The organism is Rhizobium cerradonense, from assembly GCF_030182455.1.
Lineage (GTDB): Bacteria > Pseudomonadota > Alphaproteobacteria > Rhizobiales > Rhizobiaceae > Rhizobium.
In genome coordinates, this window is the sequence record NZ_JAQJCK010000007.1 from 126,157 (window position 1) to 142,463 (window position 16,307).

Below are 16,307 nucleotides of genomic sequence, written 5' to 3' on the forward strand. Positions count from 1 at the left end.
ACGCCGGCACGGCGGCAAGCCGCGCCGACGGGCAGTCCTTATGCAATCACATGATCTTCCCGTCCGCGAAATCCTTGCGAATCTGGTCACGCTCGGAATCCGGCGCCGGCACCAGGCCGTATTCGGCAAGCGGGCTGTCCGGTCCGATCATCTGATCGCTCGTGAAGAAGTCGACATATTCCTTCAGGCCCGGAATGACGCCGAGATGCGCCTTCTTGACGTAGAAGAATAGCGGCCGCGACACTGGATAGGTGCCGTTGGCGATGGTCTCGCCCGAGGGCACGATGCCGCTCACCGGCGCGACCTTCAGCTTGTCGGCATTGTTCTGATAGAAGTAGAGGCCGAAGACGCCGATGCCATGCTTGTTGGCATCGATGCGGGCGAGCGTCTCGGGATAATCGCCGTCGATATCGACCGCCGCGCCGTCCTTGCGCACCGCAATGCATTTCTTGGTCTGCTGATCGGGATCGGAGACCGTCGCCTTGATGACATCGAGCGCACCGGAGCCCTTGCAGCCGGCGGCGAGCACCTTCTCTTCGAAGACCTCGCGCGTGCCATGCTTCTCACCGGGAATATAGGCTTCAATCTCAAAGGCCGGCAGGGCCGGATTGATCTCCGACCACTTCTTATAAGGATTGGGAACCAACTTGCCGTTCACCACGACTTCGGCCGCCAGCGCCTTATAGAGATCGGCCGGCACGAATTTCATGTCGGGATTGCTTTTGTCGAAAGCGAAGACGATGCCGTCGTAGCCGATCTTGACCTGCTGGATATCGGCAACGCCGGCAGCCTTGCAGGCCTCGACCTCGCTAGCCTTGATGGGGCGCGACGAATTGGCGATATCGATGGAATCGGGGCCGACGCCCTTGCAGAATTCCTTGAGACCGGCACCGGAGCCGCCGGATTCAACGACCGGCGTTTTGAAATTCGTGAAGGTCTCACCAAAACTCTCGGCAACGATCTTGGCATAGGGGAATACGGTGGAGGAACCTGAAATCTGAATCTGATCACGGGCCGCGGCGGCGCCAGCGAAAGCGGCGGATGCAACCAACGCGATGACAGACAGTTTCAACGTGTCCATGGTGAACCCTCCCTGACGGGCTTTGAAGAGCGCGACGGCGAACGGAGCATCCGCCTGTTCAACATCTCTTTTTTAGCGGTCAAAGCACCGCCCTTTTATGTCAGGCGAGTGAAACAATTATGACAGATCAACCCCTTGAAATTTATCAATGAAGTTGCGCCGAAAAGGGGTGATTTACGAAGGCGTTCAGAAGCGGACCGTAAAGTCCGTTCCTTTCCCGACTTCCGACTTGACGATCAGCCGTGCGCGGTGACGGGTGAGAATATGCTTGACGATGGCGAGCCCGAGGCCGGTGCCTTTTTTCGAGCGGCTGTCTTCTACATTGACGCGATAGAAGCGCTCGGTCAGGCGCGGCACGTGTTCCGCCGGGATGCCCGGCCCTCTGTCCGAGATGATGACCTCGACGGCCTGGCCCAGTTCGTTCAAGACGGAAACCTCGACCACCTTGCCTTCCTGACCATATTTGCAGGCATTCTCGATCAGGTTTTCGAAGACCTGCACCAGTTCGTCGCGATCACCCAGCACTTCCACCTTCCCCGGCGGCAGATGCAGATTGATGGTGACGTCGAGATCGTCGGCAAGCGGCAGCAGCGCGTCGCGGACATGGCCGAGCAACGGCACGAGATCGACCTTCTGATCCGGCGCGATGTGCGATTTCAGCTCCAGCCGCGACAGCGACAGGAGATCGTCGACCAGGCGACTCATGCGCGTCGTCTGGTCGAACATGATGCCGAGGAAGCGCTGCTGCGCCTTCGGATCCGCCTTGGCCGGCCCCTGGATGGTTTCGATGAAACCGCGGAGCGAGGCGAGCGGCGTGCGCAGCTCATGGCTGGCGTTGGCGACGAAATCGGATCGCATGCGGTCGATATGGCGGAGTTCGGAGATATCGCGGAAAGACAGCGCAAAGAAGGTGCCGGGCTCGACGTCAGTTTCCGGCAGATCGACCGGGGCGATGCGGACGACATAAACGCGCTCGGACGGCAGGCGCTCGGAATGTTCGATCTGGTTCGGCGTATTGGTGGTGATCGTCTCGCGCACCATGTCGAGCACGCCTGGGGAGCGCAGCTTGGCGGAGATATGAGCATTGAGCGGAAAGGCGCCGAACGCTTTCTCGGCGGCGGCATTCTGCATCAGAACGGACGCCTCGCGGTCGATGATCAGCACCGGCACGTCGAGCGCGGCAAGGCCGGAGAACACGGTGCGAAGCACGGTTTGCGGATCGGTAGGAACCATCTCGACGGGTGCCGGCGGCGCGGCCTTCTCAATGAGCGGCCGGCGAATCAGCGCGACGATCGCAACGACCACCCAGAGCCAGAAAACGATGCCCGTATTGATACCCTCGATAAGCGCCAAAACGGCGATCAGCGTCGCCAGAACTAGCATGGCGATCTCCTGCCGCAGCCGTGCAGCCAGCTTTCTGAGGAATGACCATTCGTCTTCCAAGTGTACCCGTCCCTTTGCCTGTCATAGCGGAATCCAAGACTCTGGGTCTTAGCGGGGATTCATGACAGAAGTTTTCGGCTCTATCCACACAAGCCCGCAACTGACAACAATAAATGTAGCCGGCGAATGAGGATGTCCGCAAAAGGCTTGAAAATACTGGATAAATGACCCAACTTGCCCGTGAGGCTTTTTTTGCCGCACGGGCAGATATCGTTAAGATGGCGTAAATTGCGGAGGAGCAGAGCACATGGCAGAGGACGTGAAAAGCCGTGCGGTGGAGCTGGATATGCATGGCAAGACGCGCATATTCGATGTCGATGACCCTGTGCTGCCAGACTGGATCGACGACGAGGCGCTTGCTTCCGGCGGCTATCCCTACAAGAAGAAGCTAAAGGAAGAAGAGTATCTGGAAGAGCTGGAAAAGCTGCAGATCGAGCTCATCAAAGTGCAGTTCTGGCTGCAGGCGACCGGTAAGCGGGTGATGGCGCTCTTCGAAGGCCGCGACGCCGCCGGCAAGGGTGGTGCGATCGCGGCAACGTCGGCACATATGAACCCCCGCCTTGCGCGCGCCGTGGCGCTGACCAAGCCGACCGACCGGGAAGCCGGGCAATGGTATTTCCAGCGCTATGTCGCCCAGTTCCCGACAGCGGGCGAATTCGTGCTGTTCGATCGTTCCTGGTATAACCGCGCCGGTGTCGAGCCGGTCATGGGCTTCTGCACGCAGGAGCAATACGAGCAATTCCTGAAGCAGACCCCGCATATGGAAAAGCTCATCGTCCAGGACGGCATTTTCTTCTTCAAATTCTATCTCGATATCGGCAGGGAAATGCAGCTCAAGCGCTTTCACGACCGACGCCACGATCCGCGCGCCGTGTGGAAGCTCTCCTCCATGGATATCGCGGCCCTGACCAAATGGAAGGACTACAGCGAAAAGCGCGACCGGATGCTGAAGGAGACGCATATGGACTATGCGCCATGGACGGTGATCCACGCCAATGACAAACGTCGTGCGCGCCTCAACCTCATCCGTCACATTCTGCTAGCGCTTGATTATGACGGCAGGGACGAGAAGGCGATCGGCGAGATCGACGACAAAATCCTTGGCATGGGATTGCATGTTCTCAAATAGGCAGGATGCACCCTAGCCTTACTGCCCCGGCAGGACGCGGATTGCGTAGATGTTGATGCCGCGCGCCTTGCCGTCGACATCGCTGTTTATGATCAGGCGACCCGGTGTCGTGGGCGCAAGCGAACGATCGTAGCGGACCTGGAACAGCGCATCAGTCTTCTGGCGGGTAACGTCGAAACGATGACGGCCGCAAGAGCCGAGCGAGCCGAAATCGCACTCGACGGTGATTTGCGTCGGTGTATCCGAGGTGGACTGCAGCGTAAGCGCGACGGTCGACGATTTTCCGGCCAATTGCTGCAGCACGTTTGCCGGCACTTCGACGGATGCGTTGCCATCGGCACCGCTGGTCTCAGAGGTCAGCCGCACTGCGGGGCCTTCGTTTTCCGAGACATTCTCGGCCTTGGCCTGCGGGCCGCTGGCGACTTTGGCCAAGTCGGTCGGCTTGAAGATCTCGATCCACTCTTCCGAGAAGCTGTTCTGCGGATCGATCGTCGCCAGCCCCGGATTGGCGGGGGGGCCACTGTTATCGTCGTCATCGGACGTATCGTCGGCATTGTTGTTGCCGTTGAAATCCTGGGAATCGACATGCGCGGGCGGATTGGGAACGCTGGTGTCGCGCTGGGCCGCCGTCATGAACACGCCCGAGGTCTTGATCCACCAGGCACCGACACCAAGGAAGGCGAGGAGGATGCAGAAGACCAGCAGGCGGGAGAAGAACTTGCGCGGCTTGCGGCGAACGGCGGCACGCTCGGGCTTGAAATTCATCGACCGCGTTGCGGCCGGCGCGGCGACGGCCTGGCGTTCATCGCTATCGGCGCCGAGATGATCGGCGGGGCCGGCTCGCATGTCGCCAAAATCGCTTTCCGGGGCGGTGGGTTCGACGGGAACGGAGGCTTGGCCGGCAACAGGGTGGTCGCGCGTCTCGCCGCGAACGCTCATGACAGGCTCCTGCTCCTGTCGCTGCTGCATCGGTCGCGGGGCCTGCTGTTGCGGCGGCGCGGGCGGCACATAAGGCGCCTCCACCTCGGGGGCAGCAGACGGTTCCGGCGGGCGGGCACGCTCCTCGCCTTCGATCGCCCGGATGGTCGCCTCCAGGCGTTGGCGCTGAGCCGAAATAATGCCGATATCGGTAATGTCCTGCTTGCGAAGCCCGGCTTCGAGCGCCTGTCGCGCCGATTGATAGATACGAGCCCGGATTTCCGGATTGGCGCGCTCGGATCGCTCCAACGCGCTTCTGATAGCCGTTTCTAATCCGCTCACATCAGGTCCTTTACTCTCACTCGCGATGCGCCCGCATACTCTACCGCAAAACGACCATTTCTTTACTATTCGCTAACCGAATTCGGTAACGCCCCGACCGGCAATGTGCAAGTCTCTCGAAAAGAGGCGCGAACACTCGGGCGGGGATAAATGGCAAAGACGACACAAATGGGGTGGCAGCAGGCAGCAGGGGAAGGCCTCAATCGCGGATGCCGTCAATCACTATTGCCTATTGCCCATTGCCTACTGCCTGCCATCTTCCCCTCCCGACGCACATCTGCTATCCCTTTGACGTTTTCGTAAACGTCAAATACGGATGATGTTCATGGCCCTTCCCTCCGTCCTGACCGAGCGCCTGCGGCTGCCGGTCGTGGCCTCTCCCCTCTTCATCATCTCGCATCCGGCTTTGACACTGGCCCAATGCAAGGCCGGTGTCGTCGGTGCGTTTCCGGCGCTGAACGCCCGGCCGGAGAGCCAGTTGGACGAATGGCTGGCGATGATCACGGAAGATCTCGCTGCGCATGATGCGACGCATCCCGAACGCCCGTCGGCTCCCTTCGCCGTCAATCAGATCGTCCATGCCTCGAACAAGCGGCTGGAACACGATCTGATGCTCTGCGTCAAATATAAGGTGCCGATCGTCATTTCCTCGCTCGGCGCCGTGCCGGAGGTCAACGCGGCCGTGCATTCCTATGGCGGCATAGTGCTGCACGATATCATCAACAACCGTCATGCCAATTCGGCCATCCGCAAAGGAGCCGATGGGCTGATTGCGGTGGCAGCAGGCGCAGGCGGCCATGCCGGCCAGCTCTCGCCTTTCGCGCTCGTTCAGGAAATCCGCGAATGGTTCGACGGGCCGTTGCTGCTTGCCGGCGCGATCGCCAATGGCGGCGCGATCCTGGCGGCCCAAGCGATGGGCGCGGACATGGCCTATATCGGCTCGCCCTTCATCGCCACTGAGGAGGCGCGCGCGGCGGAAGCCTACAAGCAGGCGATCGTCGACGGCGTGGCCGCCGATATCGTCTATTCCAACTTCTTCACCGGCGTCCACGGCAACTACCTCAAACCCTCGATCCGCGCCGCCGGCATGGACCCGGACAACCTGCCCGAGGCCGATCCTTCCAAGATGGATTTCGAAACGGCGACGACCGGCGCCAAGGCCTGGAAGGATATTTGGGGCTCCGGCCAGGGAATCGGCGCTGTCAAAGCAATCGAACCGGTGGCCGCGCTTGTCGATCGGCTGGAGGCGCAGTATCGTCAGGCGCGCGCCCGGCTGGCGCTCTGAGAACGCTCGAAAGCGCGCCTGCTTTTTCACAGGCCCCTCGCTTTTTTTCCAATCGGCAATTTGAGCGCTTGAAATCTCGGCGCATTGACTGTATCAGCGCCATGCAAATCGCAGGGCCATACCGATCGGCCCGGAATGCCGCTTTAGCTCAGTCGGTAGAGCACATCATTCGTAATGATGGGGTCACGTGTTCGAGTCACGTAAGCGGCACCACTCCAATAAACGCAAATACTTGACCCAACTATTCAACAGCGATCATTGGCTCGATGGCGAACCTAGGGCCAAACTTGGGCGCAGTGCCCTCGACCTCGGCCAAGAACAGGTGGTTCCGGTCGTTGACGCGGAGCGCCGTCCGCGCCTTGAGTTGCGAAGTTCAAGTGGGCCCGATGAGTACCTCGAAATCGAAGATCGCCGTCTTCCTCGATTGCGAGCGTCAAATACGCGATGCCGCGGTGACGATCGGGCGTAGCGCCCACGCAGGTCGCTCGGATTCGCACCGTTACTGCGATTCCTCGCGCTTTTCTGCGAGATAGAAGAACCGCGTTAATCTCCGCTCTGACGCGAGGTGAGCGGTCATATTCAACATAACCTGTCTACGTCGGAACCAGTCTTCGCCCTCTTCTCTAATCAACGCATTCGCGCGGCGCTCGCGGGCGTCGCGCCAGCGGCCAGCGATCTCGGCGGCAGCTGCAGCACGGTCGACAGTCTGCAACAGCACAAGGCCCGCCGCGGTCATGGCGCTTTCATTAAAGCCGGGCGGTACGAAAAGTGCATTGGATGCATCGAGGACCAGAGCGCAACGGCCGTCGATCTCCAACTTCGAAAGGGCTCCGGTCACGACGAGCGGATCGGTGAAGACCAGGCGCCCGCCAGCTTTCAAAAGCCGTGCCCAATCCCGCAAAGCGGAGTGCCGGTCGGGAAGATGAGAGATAGAGTCGATACACACAATGGCGTCGAATGTGCCGTCTTCGAACGGGAGTGGTTCCCCGCCGTCGAGCACGACAAACTTGGCTAGATCCGTGAGTCCTCGCTTCACCGCTTCCGCTGTCGCGCTTGACACGCCTTCAGGCACGATGTCGATGCCCAGGAGGCGGCAGCCGGTTTGCTCTACCAAAGCAAGGGATGGGCCGCCGGCCCCGCACGCTACATCGAGAACGCACGCGTCCGGACCTAGCCTCAGAAGGGCGGCGATCTCGGCCTGCTCAGCTGGACCGCGCCAACTTTCCTGCCCGAAATCCTCGCCGAAAGCCTCTCTGCGGATTTCTGACGCAAGTTGGCCGTAGATGCGTGTGTATTGCGAGCCATAGAAGGCATCGCTGCTCGCCGGATTGTGCTCGGACATGCCGGATAGTCCCCTTCGCCCCAGCGTAGGTTGCCAGAAAAACGGCTTTCCGTCAAAAATGCGTCGGTATGGATAATCGTGCAGTTGTCAGCAGCCGCTGCGGCAATACCATACCCCTGCGGACAAGCCCCTACTGGTCAAGTTCAAGCAATTCGGGGCTTTAGACGGATGGTGGACGTTTGGTCTTGATGGGAGGCGTGCACGGTTTGGATGGATAGTAGTTGACTTATAATAAGTTCAACTTAATGATTTGTGATCTGGTTGGATTTGACCCCTGATCGGATCGTGCAAGCAGCCCGACCGTTTGATCGGTCGGGCTGCTTGGCTTCGAGACCGAGAAACCGCGGTTCAGGCGGCAAAGGGTTTGGCGACGGCGGCTATGCCCTGATGAACAGGGCGCCCACCAAGCCAAAAACCACGATCGACTGCAAAATGAACATTGGCCATTCGGCTGACATTGGCTTTCCTCCTGTTTTTATGAACATAGGGAAGCACTAATGTTTGTCGATTGTCATGTAATCACTTTGATTACGAGAGGCAGACACCACTTCGTACGCCGCTGTTATTGTGCGTCGAGGATGAAGTTCATCGATACATTAAGAACACGCGAAGGTGGGCGGCTTACAAAGCCGCCCTATACCCTTCTATCCTATCTCGGCGCTGCCACCGCCGAAGCATCTTCTTACACGACTATGACTTTTCGCCATGCGCTGAAATCACGGCGCGTTTTGCCTGCTCGCCTGCTGATTCGCCCAGAGCGCCTCGTCAGTCAGACGTTGCCGGATCTCCTGCTTTTGCTCGGCAATCATCGCGGAAATGAGGAAAGCATCGACGATCCACCAGATGCCCAGCGCAGCTAAGAGGGCGATGCCGATGACAATGAATGTCGTAAGCCAACCGAGTACGAACAGAAGCAACTGCACTACGCCGCTGCCGGTTCTACCGAGGTAAAACCGGTGAGCGCCCAGAGTGCCAAGAAAGAACCAAAGCAAGTAGGCTGCGCCCACCGATTTTGCTTCATTGGTCACACGTTGTTCAACCAATATTTGCTCTTGCGTGGAAAGCCCCATTTTCCCTCTCAAGTGATTTTCCGGCGCAAGCCCCCTCACGCCATAATAGATCGGCGCATTAAAACTCACGCCTAGATAGAGAATTGCAACTGCATCGAAGTGAAGTCAAGCATTCGACCGCCGTCTATTTGTGATATTCGTCGAAACCGGCGCGCAATGTGCGTCATCCATCCTTTTGCGTCACCATCATCCGATCCATTCAGAGGAACCATCATGATCCACGTTCTCGCCATCCTCACCGCGCAGCCCGGCAAGCGTGCCGCCGTGCTCGAAGCCTTCCAGGCGAATGTTCCGGCCGTGCATGCCGAAGACGGCTGCATCGAATATACCGCTGTCGTGGATGTCGAAGGCGCCGACCCGGCGTTTGGTCCCGATACATTCGTGGTGGTCGAAAAATGGGAAAGCATGGCGGCGCTTAAGGCACATGCCGCTTCGGCGCATATGGCCGCTTATGGGGAGAAGGTGAAGGACCTTATGGCCGCGCGCGCCGTGCATGTGCTGAGCCCGGTCTAAGTCGCACATTACGACAAAAACGGCGCCCTTTTGGCGCCGTTTATTATAACCCGCTTGCCTGGGTTAGCTGGTTGCCTGCTCAGTACCAGGGATCGTAGTAGCGGTCACGCCAGTAAGGGCGATAGTACCCATGGCGGTAGCCCCAATAATCCCCACCGCGCCAGTAGCGGTCGCGATAGTAGTAGCGATGGTAGCCGTAGCTTGGGCCGACATAGAAGCCGAAGCCCGGCGAGATCACGACGCTGGGACCGTAGTGCCGATGATGGTGGTAATAGTACCGACGATGAGCATCAGCATTGGTTACTGGCAAAGCGAGGATACCCAGCGCTACTAACGCCGTTGCGATGATCCTCATTTCTCTTCTCCTTACACGCATCCGTAAGGCCGGCGATACCTATGCCGGCCCGGATCACATCATTCCCGCACAAGCGGGGTATGGAGTTAAACGCTCAAGGGGAATGCATGTTCCGGAAGCTAAAGCTATGAGGTATGGGAGAAATACGGCCTGTACGCGTGGGCCTGGCGATTAAGCTCCGTTCCGTATGGACGTCAGGATGCGTCCCGTCAGTCCAAAATCTCCTAAGATGCTGGGCGACTTCGAGCAGCTTCCGTTGCGCCCACCAGCTCGCGCACCGCCTCCTGGATCAGCCGGCAGGCATCGACGGAAGCACGGCGGCCATTGTGGGCGAGGTGATAGGAAAGCGGCAAAATCTGATCCGGATTGACGATCCGCACCTTGTCGGCAATCGGCGCGGCGCTGACGCGGCCGAGAAACGAAACATAGCCATGATTGGCGACAAGGTCGACGATGACGGGAAGCGAGTCGGCCGAAGTGATGTCGCGGCCGCGAAACCGGCGACGGTCGCCGCTGTCGTAGCCGAAGGCCGTGGCCGCATTGCCGATGCCGGTGCGCGAGCTCGGCACGCAGAGCGGATGGTTTTCGACCAGCGCCGTCACCGTCTGTTCCGTGCTGCCAGGCGGCGCGATCGCTACCATGTCGGTTGCCACCAGCTCCATATGCTCGAAGGCATCGAGACCGAAGACGGAATCGACGATGGCGACGTCAATGCGGCCGGATCTCAGCGCCTCACGCAAATCGTCGGCGGTCATCAGCATCAAGGACAGCGTGTTGCGGTTACCGCTGATGTTCCAGCGCGCCACAAGGCTGGCGAGCGAGCGGGCCACCCAGCTCTCCGAGCCGGTCGGGATGATCGACCCGATGCGCACGGCCCGCGCCGCCCGCTGAAATCGCTCGTCCGCCGCCGCCTTCATCTCGTCCCAGGCCTCCGCGATACCGGCAAGGATGGCATAGACCTCGCGACCGACGTCGGTCAGCACCGAACCCTGCGCCTGTCGTTCAAACAGGCGGCAACCGAACAATTCTTCCAGATTGGCGATCTGCAGCGAAAGCTGCGGCTGACCGAGACGCAGGCGGCGGGCGGCGCGATTGATGCTGCCCTGATCGGCGACCTCCAGGAAACGTTCAATGGTGGCGATCCTCAACGGTAGCCGCGCAGCCCATTGGGGATAGTCCTGTGGTGCGGGAGGTTCTTTCGTCAGCACCGAGAGTTGCCGCATGGCGGAGAGGATCGGCTGCAGGCCCTTCTGCACCTTCGAGCTGGCAAGCAGGGTGGCGAGCTCGCCCGATGCTCGCTCGACGAGCTTTATCGCCAGCTCCGTCTCCAGCCGCCGAAGCGCGCTCGACACGGTCGAGGCCGAAAAAGAGAGCCTGCGGGCCGTCTCCCTGACGGAGCCGATCGAGAAAACCGTGTCGGCGATGAACAATGCCCCGAGATACAAGCCGGCCATCCTTTCGAGCCTGCCACATACCCTGCCTCGCACGCGGCCGAACCAACATGCCGGCACGATATGATGTGTTCTCAAAAAAAGATATCCCAAACCAAAAGAGCGAGGACTATCGTTCGATGACCGCCTAACTGACCCTGCTCAACCCAAGAGATCGGAACGGCGGCGAAACGGGTAAGGGGAACAAAAACAAACGCACTTGCCCCCGAAAAAAGAAATCTATTTTCGCGCTTATGCCGGGCACCCTCGTCATAATCGCGCGGCGACTGCAGGTGGCGGACTGGCGTGTCATCGATTTTTCGGTGGCGAGCGCTATCTCCCAGACGCAGACAGGACTTCGCATGCGGGTTCTTCGGCCCGCAGTCATATGTGGCGTGTCCGGGGACCGGATTTGAACCGAACGGATACGCCAGACTAACGGTTCAACGGGGTACAAAGGGAAACATCATGTTCAAGAAGTTCGCACTCGCCGCCGCGCTAACGGCTTTCGTCGCCAGTGGTGCCAGCGCTGCCGACGTCGTGGTCTCCTCAAAGATCGACACGGAAGGCACGCTGCTCGGCAACATCATCTTCGCCGCGCTCAATGCCAACGGCATCAAGGCGAAGGACCGCATCGCGCTCGGCACGACGCCCGTTTTGCGCAAGGCGATCACGGCCGGCGAAATTGACATTTACGCCGAATATACCGGCAATGCCGGCTTCTTCTTCAACAAATCAGACGATCCGGCCTGGAAGAACCTGCAGCAGGGTTATGATCTGGCGAAGAAGCTCGATTACGATGCCAATAAGATCGTCTGGCTGACGCCCTCGCCCGCCAACAACACCTGGGCGATCGGCGTTCGCAACGACGTCGCCGGCCCGGCCAAACTCAAGACCATGTCCGATTTCGGCAAGTGGGTTGCCGGCGGCGGGCCGGTCAAGCTTGCGGCGTCTTCCGAGTTCGTCAACTCGCCGGCGGCTCTGCCGGCCTTCCAGACGACCTACAACTTCCAGATCAAGCCAGAGCAGGAAGTCGTGCTCTCCGGCGGCGACACGGCAGCGACGATCAAGGCTGCGGCCGACCAGACCAACGGCGTCAACACCGCCATGGTCTACGGCACTGACGGCGCCATCGAAGCGGCTGAACTGACGGTTCTCGAAGACGACAAGAGCGTGCAGCCGGTCTATGCGCCGACGCCGATCATCCGCGAAGCCGTATTGAAGGCCAATCCGAAGATCGAGGAAGTTCTGGCCCCGATCTTCAAGGGCCTGACTGCCGACGTGCTGCGCAAGCTGAACGGCCGCATCCAGGTGGACGGCGAGCCGGCCAAGTCGGTTGCCGAATCCTACCTCAAGGAAAACGGCTTCCTGAAGTAAGACTTTACCTATCACCCCTGCGGCTCCGCTTTGATAAGGTGGGGCCGCATGGATATTTGATGAGGCATGATCTTATCCAAAAACCGCCTCGCCGGTTTTGGCATGCGCTGACGGAGCTTGCTTGATGGAAGATGCGCTAGCGGTCCGCAGGGTGGACCGTCTCGGAGTGGTGCTGGTGGCCGGTGGCTGCCTCGCGGCGGCGTCGATGCCGTTCATCATCGTCAAGGCAAACCGCATCGCCGCCGGCAAGCCGCAATTGCTGACGCAGCTCCTCGCCCAGCCCGTCGCGCTGGCACTTCTCCTCCTTCTCGTCGCCACCGCCCTTGCCGCCCTTCTCCTGCGCAACCAGCTCGTCCGCCTCGCCATCGCCACGCTCGCCATTGCCCTTCTGATCGTCACGCTCGGCTTCGTCTCGACTGCGGCCACGCCTGCCGGCAGCACCGTGGCGCGCATTACGCCGGGCGGTGCCTTCTGGGTGCTGCTCGCGGTCATCGGCCTAGTGATCTCGGATGCACTGGTGAAGCTGCGGCTTACGCCATGGCTTCGGGTCGCCTCGCTCGCGCTCTATGCCGCGATCCTCGGCATCATCCTTAGATCCGGCCTGCTCGACAATCTGTCGATCATGAAGGAATACGCCAACAATGCCGATAAATTCTGGAACGAGGCGCTTGGCCATGTGTTCCTCTCGCTCGGCTCGGTCGCCATCGCCATCGTGCTTGCCCTGCCGCTCGGCATCTTCTGTTATTGGCAGCCGAGGCTTCGCGCCGTCGTTCTGCGCGGCCTGAGCCTGGTGCAGACCATTCCTAGCCTCGCTTTGTTCGGCATTCTTATGCTGCCGCTCGGCTATATCGCGGCGCACGTCCCTTTCGCGGCCGCGATCGGCGTTCAAGGCATCGGCACCGCGCCGGCGCTGGTGGCGCTGGTGATCTATTCGCTGCTGCCGATCGTCGCCAACACCGTCGTCGGGCTTGCCGGCGTCGACCCGTCGGTGCGCGATGCCGCTGCCGGCATGGGGCTGACACGCCGGCAGATCCTGACCGGCATCGACCTGCCGCTCGCCTTCCCGGTCATCCTGACGGGTATCCGCATCGTGCTGGTGCAGGCGATCGGCCTCGTCACCGTCGCGGCGTTGATCGGCGGTGGCGGTTTCGGTCTCTTCATTTTCCAGGGCATCGGCCAGACGGCCAATGATCTGGTGCTGCTCGGCGCCGTGCCGACGGTCTTTCTCGCATTCTCATCGGCCGTCATCCTCGATGCGGTCATCGACAGCATCCGAGGGCAACACGCATGACCGCCATGATCGAGCTGAAGGACGTAACCAAGCGCTATGGCAACGCCACCGTGGTCGATAATGTCAGCATGAGCATGGAAAAAGGCACGATCACCGTCATTGTCGGCACCTCCGGCTCCGGCAAGTCGACGCTGGTGCGCATGATCAACCGGCTGGTGCCGATCTCCCTCGGCCAGATTTTGGTCGACGGCCGGGATGTCATGAGCGTGCCGGCGACCGAGCTTCGCCGCCGCATCGGCTATGCCATCCAGGGCCACGGCCTGTTTCCGCATCGCACCGTGGCGCAGAACATCGCAACCGTGCCGCAACTGCTCGGCTGGGACAAGGCGCGCATCGACCGGCGCGTCGAGGAGCTGCTCAATCTCTTCCATCTCGATCCCGGCACCTTCGCGGCGAAATATCCGAGCCAGCTTTCCGGGGGCCAGCAACAGCGCGTCGGTGTTGCTCGTGCGCTTGCGGCCGAACCGGAAGTCCTGCTGATGGACGAACCCTTCGGCGCACTCGATCCCGTCATCCGCGGCAAGGCCCAGGACGACCTTCTGGCCATCCAGAAACAGTTCGGCACGACCATCGTGCTCGTCACCCACGATATGGACGAAGCCTTCCATCTCGGCGACCAGATCGCGGTGATGAGCGAAGGCAAGCTGCTGCAATGTTCGGAACCGGGGAAGATCCTCACCGAGCCCGCCGATCCCTTCGTGCAGCAACTGACCGGTACCTCCGACCGGGCGCTGAAGCTGATGTCGCTGCTGCCGCTCAAGGAAAGCATGCAGCCGCTGCGACCGGGCATTGGCTACAGCCTGCCGCAGACGCTCAATCTGCGCGATGCACTGGCCGAGATGATCTGGCAGGGCGCGGACGAGGCGACCGTCGAAGACGACAGCAAGGTCCCAGTCGGCTCGATCTCCATGCGGCATTTGATCGAACTGGGCCGCAAAGCATGAAGTTTCTGACCGCCAACATCTTCCGGTTTTTGGCGCTGGCGTTGCTGCTGGTGCTGCTATTCCGGCCGGAATGGCTGATGCCGATCCTGGCACCGCTCACCAAATTCGGAGCATCGCCGATCTATACGCAGAACAGCCTGGTCGGTCTCGCGATCAGCCATATGGAGCTGATCCTCGTCTCGATCGCCGCCAGCGGCATTCTCGCCGTGCTCGGCGGCATCTTCGTCACCCGCAAGAGCGGCGCCGATTTCCTGCCGCTATCGCGGGCGATCGCCAATGCCGGCCAGACCTTTCCTCCTGTCGCAGTATTGGCGCTCGCCATCTCCACCACCGGCTTCGGCGCGGTGCCGACACTGATCGCGCTTTTCCTCTATGCGCTGCTGCCGATCTTCGAAAATACCGTCGCCGGCCTGCAGCAGGTGCCGGCCTCCGTGCTCGACGCCGCCGACGGCATGGGCATGAACGGCTGGCAGCGGCTGTTTCGGGTCGAGCTGCCGCTCGCTCTGCCGCTGATCATCGAAGGGCTGAAGATCGCCACGGTCATCAATATCGGCACGGCGACGATCGGCTCGACCGTTGCGGCGAAGGGGCTTGGAGAAGTCATCATCGCCGGCCTGATCAACGACAACACCGCCTTCATCCTGCAGGGCGGCTTGATCGTCGGCTTGATGGCGGTGCTGATCTATGACGGCATGGAATTGATCGAAACCGCAGTCACGCGCAAAATCGGCTTGCAGCCGCACTGATTTAGCCTTGGCGGCTCCGGAGCATGATCTTGGCCCCGCCTTTAACGACAGGGAGGCGCACATGGCGAAAATGATCCATTCGATGATCCGAGTGCTCGATGAAGCGCGCGCGGTCGATTTCTACGGCAAGGCTTTCGGGCTCGCGGTCGCCGACCGCGTCACCTTTCCGACCTTTACACTGATCTATCTCAGCAATGCCGAGACCGGTTTCGAATTGGAATTGACCGTCAATCAGGGCCGCATCGAACCCTATGCACTCGGGGAAGGCTATGGCCATCTTGCTGTTTCGGTCGATGAACTCCGGGACGAGCACGCGCGCTTCACCGAGCTTGGTCTCAATCCCGGCAAGATCGTTGAACTCAATCGCGATGGAAGACTTTTCGCCCTCTTCTTCTTCGTCAGCGATCCCGATGGCTACAGGATCGAAGTCATGCAAAGGAACGGGCGGTTTCAGTAAAAGCCGCATAAACCAAAGCCCCGTGAAAACGGGGCCAGTTTCTGGCTTTCCTATATGTGTGCCTACATCCAGTAGGGTGGCACGCCGAAATAGTCATGGCTCTTATGGCCATTATCCTTGTGGGCGACGATGTCGTCCTTGCTGGCGAAACGGCGGGCTTTTTCGATGTCATTCTTGGTCATATTGATACGATAGCCATCGATGCGAGCATCATAGCGTAGCTTTTCCCACGGCAGCCGGTAGTGATCCTGGCCGATGCCGAAAAAGCCGCCGAAGCTCAGAATGATGAAAGCGATGCGACCATCGCTTTTTTCCAGCATCAGGCGCTCAATATGACCGATCTGCTTGCCATCGGACCCGAAGACCTTGGACCCCTCGACCCGGTCGCATGCGACCAGCATCGACATGTCCTTGACATAGAGTTCGCGGCTAATCGTCTCGGCACTCTCTTTATGCATGTGCGCACCTCCTCTTGGATACGCTTCACATAAAACTCTTGAGCATCCGACCCCGCCCCGGAGTACCGTGCGGGCAGCACGATGCGTTCGGTGAGGCCCTCGCTCACCGCGCATTAACGCGCTGTT

Annotated in this window: 16 protein-coding genes and 1 tRNA gene; 9 read left to right on the plus strand and 8 right to left on the minus strand. The window is 60.2% G+C overall.

Going from position 1 to position 16,307, the window contains the following annotated elements; all coding sequences use genetic code 11:
* Positions 1-46: 46 nt before the first annotated feature.
* A complete protein-coding gene (locus PH547_RS17330; RefSeq protein ID WP_104821920.1) occupies positions 47-1,081 on the minus strand; it encodes a substrate-binding domain-containing protein in 1,035 nt (344 codons plus the stop codon).
* 186 nt (positions 1,082-1,267) lie between these two features.
* Positions 1,268-2,464, minus strand: a complete 1,197-nt coding sequence (gene phoR / locus PH547_RS17335) for a phosphate regulon sensor histidine kinase PhoR (RefSeq protein ID WP_285168950.1) — start codon at positions 2,462-2,464, stop codon at positions 1,268-1,270.
* A 307-nt stretch (positions 2,465-2,771) separates the two neighbouring features.
* On the opposite strand from phoR, the gene ppk2 reads away from it, so the two are divergent.
* Positions 2,772-3,653 (plus strand): polyphosphate kinase 2, encoded by an 882-nt coding sequence (ppk2, locus tag PH547_RS17340; RefSeq protein ID WP_104821918.1) that lies wholly within the window; start codon positions 2,772-2,774, stop codon positions 3,651-3,653.
* 18 nt (positions 3,654-3,671) lie between these two features.
* Here the strand turns inward: ppk2 and PH547_RS17345 are convergent, their stop codons facing one another.
* On the minus strand, positions 3,672-4,913 hold the full coding sequence (locus PH547_RS17345; RefSeq protein WP_104821917.1) for a hypothetical protein: 1,242 nt from the start codon (positions 4,911-4,913) through the stop codon (positions 3,672-3,674).
* A 325-nt stretch (positions 4,914-5,238) separates the two neighbouring features.
* Here PH547_RS17345 and PH547_RS17350 point away from each other — a divergent pair, with 325 nt between their 5' ends.
* Both PH547_RS17350 and PH547_RS17355 read left to right on the plus strand, forming a co-directional pair.
* Positions 5,239-6,198, plus strand: coding sequence for an NAD(P)H-dependent flavin oxidoreductase (locus tag PH547_RS17350; protein WP_104821916.1), 960 nt, complete (start codon positions 5,239-5,241; stop codon positions 6,196-6,198).
* Positions 6,199-6,335: 137 nt separating this feature from the next.
* Positions 6,336-6,411 (plus strand) — tRNA-Thr (locus tag PH547_RS17355).
* A gap of 286 nt (positions 6,412-6,697) precedes the next feature.
* Here PH547_RS17355 and PH547_RS17360 read toward each other — a convergent pair.
* On the minus strand, positions 6,698-7,540 hold the full coding sequence (locus PH547_RS17360; protein WP_104821915.1) for a class I SAM-dependent methyltransferase: 843 nt from the start codon (positions 7,538-7,540) through the stop codon (positions 6,698-6,700).
* Between the two features lie 716 nt (positions 7,541-8,256).
* Positions 8,257-8,610: a TM2 domain-containing protein gene (locus PH547_RS17365; RefSeq protein ID WP_104821913.1), complete on the minus strand. Its 354-nt coding sequence runs from the start codon at positions 8,608-8,610 to the stop codon at positions 8,257-8,259.
* A gap of 213 nt (positions 8,611-8,823) precedes the next feature.
* On the opposite strand from PH547_RS17365, the gene PH547_RS17370 reads away from it, so the two are divergent.
* The gene (locus PH547_RS17370; protein ID WP_104821912.1) at positions 8,824-9,123 is read left to right on the plus strand and encodes a putative quinol monooxygenase; all 300 of its coding nucleotides are present in this window, start codon (positions 8,824-8,826) and stop codon (positions 9,121-9,123) included.
* A gap of 79 nt (positions 9,124-9,202) precedes the next feature.
* On the opposite strand, the gene PH547_RS17375 is transcribed toward PH547_RS17370, so the two are convergent.
* Positions 9,203-9,433 carry a hypothetical protein gene (locus PH547_RS17375; protein ID WP_158704415.1) on the minus strand — a complete coding sequence of 77 codons (231 nt, stop codon included), beginning with the start codon at positions 9,431-9,433 and terminating at the stop codon, positions 9,203-9,205.
* 269 nt (positions 9,434-9,702) lie between these two features.
* Positions 9,703-10,923 carry a LysR family transcriptional regulator gene (locus PH547_RS17380; protein WP_104824971.1) on the minus strand — a complete coding sequence of 407 codons (1,221 nt, stop codon included), beginning with the start codon at positions 10,921-10,923 and terminating at the stop codon, positions 9,703-9,705.
* 453 nt (positions 10,924-11,376) lie between these two features.
* Here PH547_RS17380 and osmF point away from each other — a divergent pair, with 453 nt between their 5' ends.
* From osmF to PH547_RS17405, 5 genes are all read left to right on the plus strand, one after another.
* Positions 11,377-12,285: a glycine betaine ABC transporter substrate-binding protein OsmF gene (gene osmF, locus PH547_RS17385; protein ID WP_104821910.1), complete on the plus strand. Its 909-nt coding sequence runs from the start codon at positions 11,377-11,379 to the stop codon at positions 12,283-12,285.
* 124 nt (positions 12,286-12,409) lie between these two features.
* On the plus strand, positions 12,410-13,576 hold the full coding sequence (locus tag PH547_RS17390; protein ID WP_104821909.1) for an ABC transporter permease: 1,167 nt from the start codon (positions 12,410-12,412) through the stop codon (positions 13,574-13,576).
* Between the two features lie 5 nt (positions 13,577-13,581).
* Positions 13,582-14,520 (plus strand): ABC transporter ATP-binding protein, encoded by a 939-nt coding sequence (locus tag PH547_RS17395; RefSeq protein ID WP_245463965.1) that lies wholly within the window; start codon positions 13,582-13,584, stop codon positions 14,518-14,520.
* A complete protein-coding gene (locus tag PH547_RS17400) occupies positions 14,517-15,266 on the plus strand; it encodes an ABC transporter permease (protein ID WP_104821907.1) in 750 nt (249 codons plus the stop codon). Before PH547_RS17395 ends, PH547_RS17400 begins: the two co-directional genes overlap by 4 nt.
* Before the next feature lie 61 nt (positions 15,267-15,327).
* Positions 15,328-15,723 carry a VOC family protein gene (locus PH547_RS17405; protein WP_104821906.1) on the plus strand — a complete coding sequence of 132 codons (396 nt, stop codon included), beginning with the start codon at positions 15,328-15,330 and terminating at the stop codon, positions 15,721-15,723.
* 62 nt (positions 15,724-15,785) lie between these two features.
* Here PH547_RS17405 and PH547_RS17410 read toward each other — a convergent pair whose 3' ends face one another.
* Positions 15,786-16,181: a PRC-barrel domain-containing protein gene (locus PH547_RS17410; protein ID WP_104821905.1), complete on the minus strand. Its 396-nt coding sequence runs from the start codon at positions 16,179-16,181 to the stop codon at positions 15,786-15,788.
* Positions 16,182-16,307: the final 126 nt, after the last annotated feature.

Excerpts from the sequence above, each read along its gene's own strand:
- PH547_RS17365 (WP_104821913.1), bottom strand. The coding sequence starts at position 8,610 with ATGGGGCTTTCCACGCAAGAGCAAATATTGGTTGAACAACGTGTGACC.
- PH547_RS17360 (WP_104821915.1), bottom strand. The coding sequence starts at position 7,540 with ATGTCCGAGCACAATCCGGCGAGCAGCGATGCCTTCTATGGCTCGCAA.
- phoR (WP_285168950.1), bottom strand. The coding sequence starts at position 2,464 with ATGCTAGTTCTGGCGACGCTGATCGCCGTTTTGGCGCTTATCGAGGGT.
- PH547_RS17395 (WP_245463965.1), top strand. The coding sequence starts at position 13,582 with ATGATCGAGCTGAAGGACGTAACCAAGCGCTATGGCAACGCCACCGTG.
- ppk2 (WP_104821918.1), top strand. The coding sequence starts at position 2,772 with ATGGCAGAGGACGTGAAAAGCCGTGCGGTGGAGCTGGATATGCATGGC.
- PH547_RS17410 (WP_104821905.1), bottom strand. The coding sequence starts at position 16,181 with ATGCATAAAGAGAGTGCCGAGACGATTAGCCGCGAACTCTATGTCAAG.
- PH547_RS17400 (WP_104821907.1), top strand. The coding sequence starts at position 14,517 with ATGAAGTTTCTGACCGCCAACATCTTCCGGTTTTTGGCGCTGGCGTTG.
- PH547_RS17405 (WP_104821906.1), top strand. The coding sequence starts at position 15,328 with ATGGCGAAAATGATCCATTCGATGATCCGAGTGCTCGATGAAGCGCGC.
- PH547_RS17390 (WP_104821909.1), top strand. The coding sequence starts at position 12,410 with ATGGAAGATGCGCTAGCGGTCCGCAGGGTGGACCGTCTCGGAGTGGTG.
- PH547_RS17370 (WP_104821912.1), top strand. The coding sequence starts at position 8,824 with ATGATCCACGTTCTCGCCATCCTCACCGCGCAGCCCGGCAAGCGTGCC.
- PH547_RS17350 (WP_104821916.1), top strand. The coding sequence starts at position 5,239 with ATGGCCCTTCCCTCCGTCCTGACCGAGCGCCTGCGGCTGCCGGTCGTG.
- osmF (WP_104821910.1), top strand. The coding sequence starts at position 11,377 with ATGTTCAAGAAGTTCGCACTCGCCGCCGCGCTAACGGCTTTCGTCGCC.
- PH547_RS17330 (WP_104821920.1), bottom strand. The coding sequence starts at position 1,081 with ATGGACACGTTGAAACTGTCTGTCATCGCGTTGGTTGCATCCGCCGCT.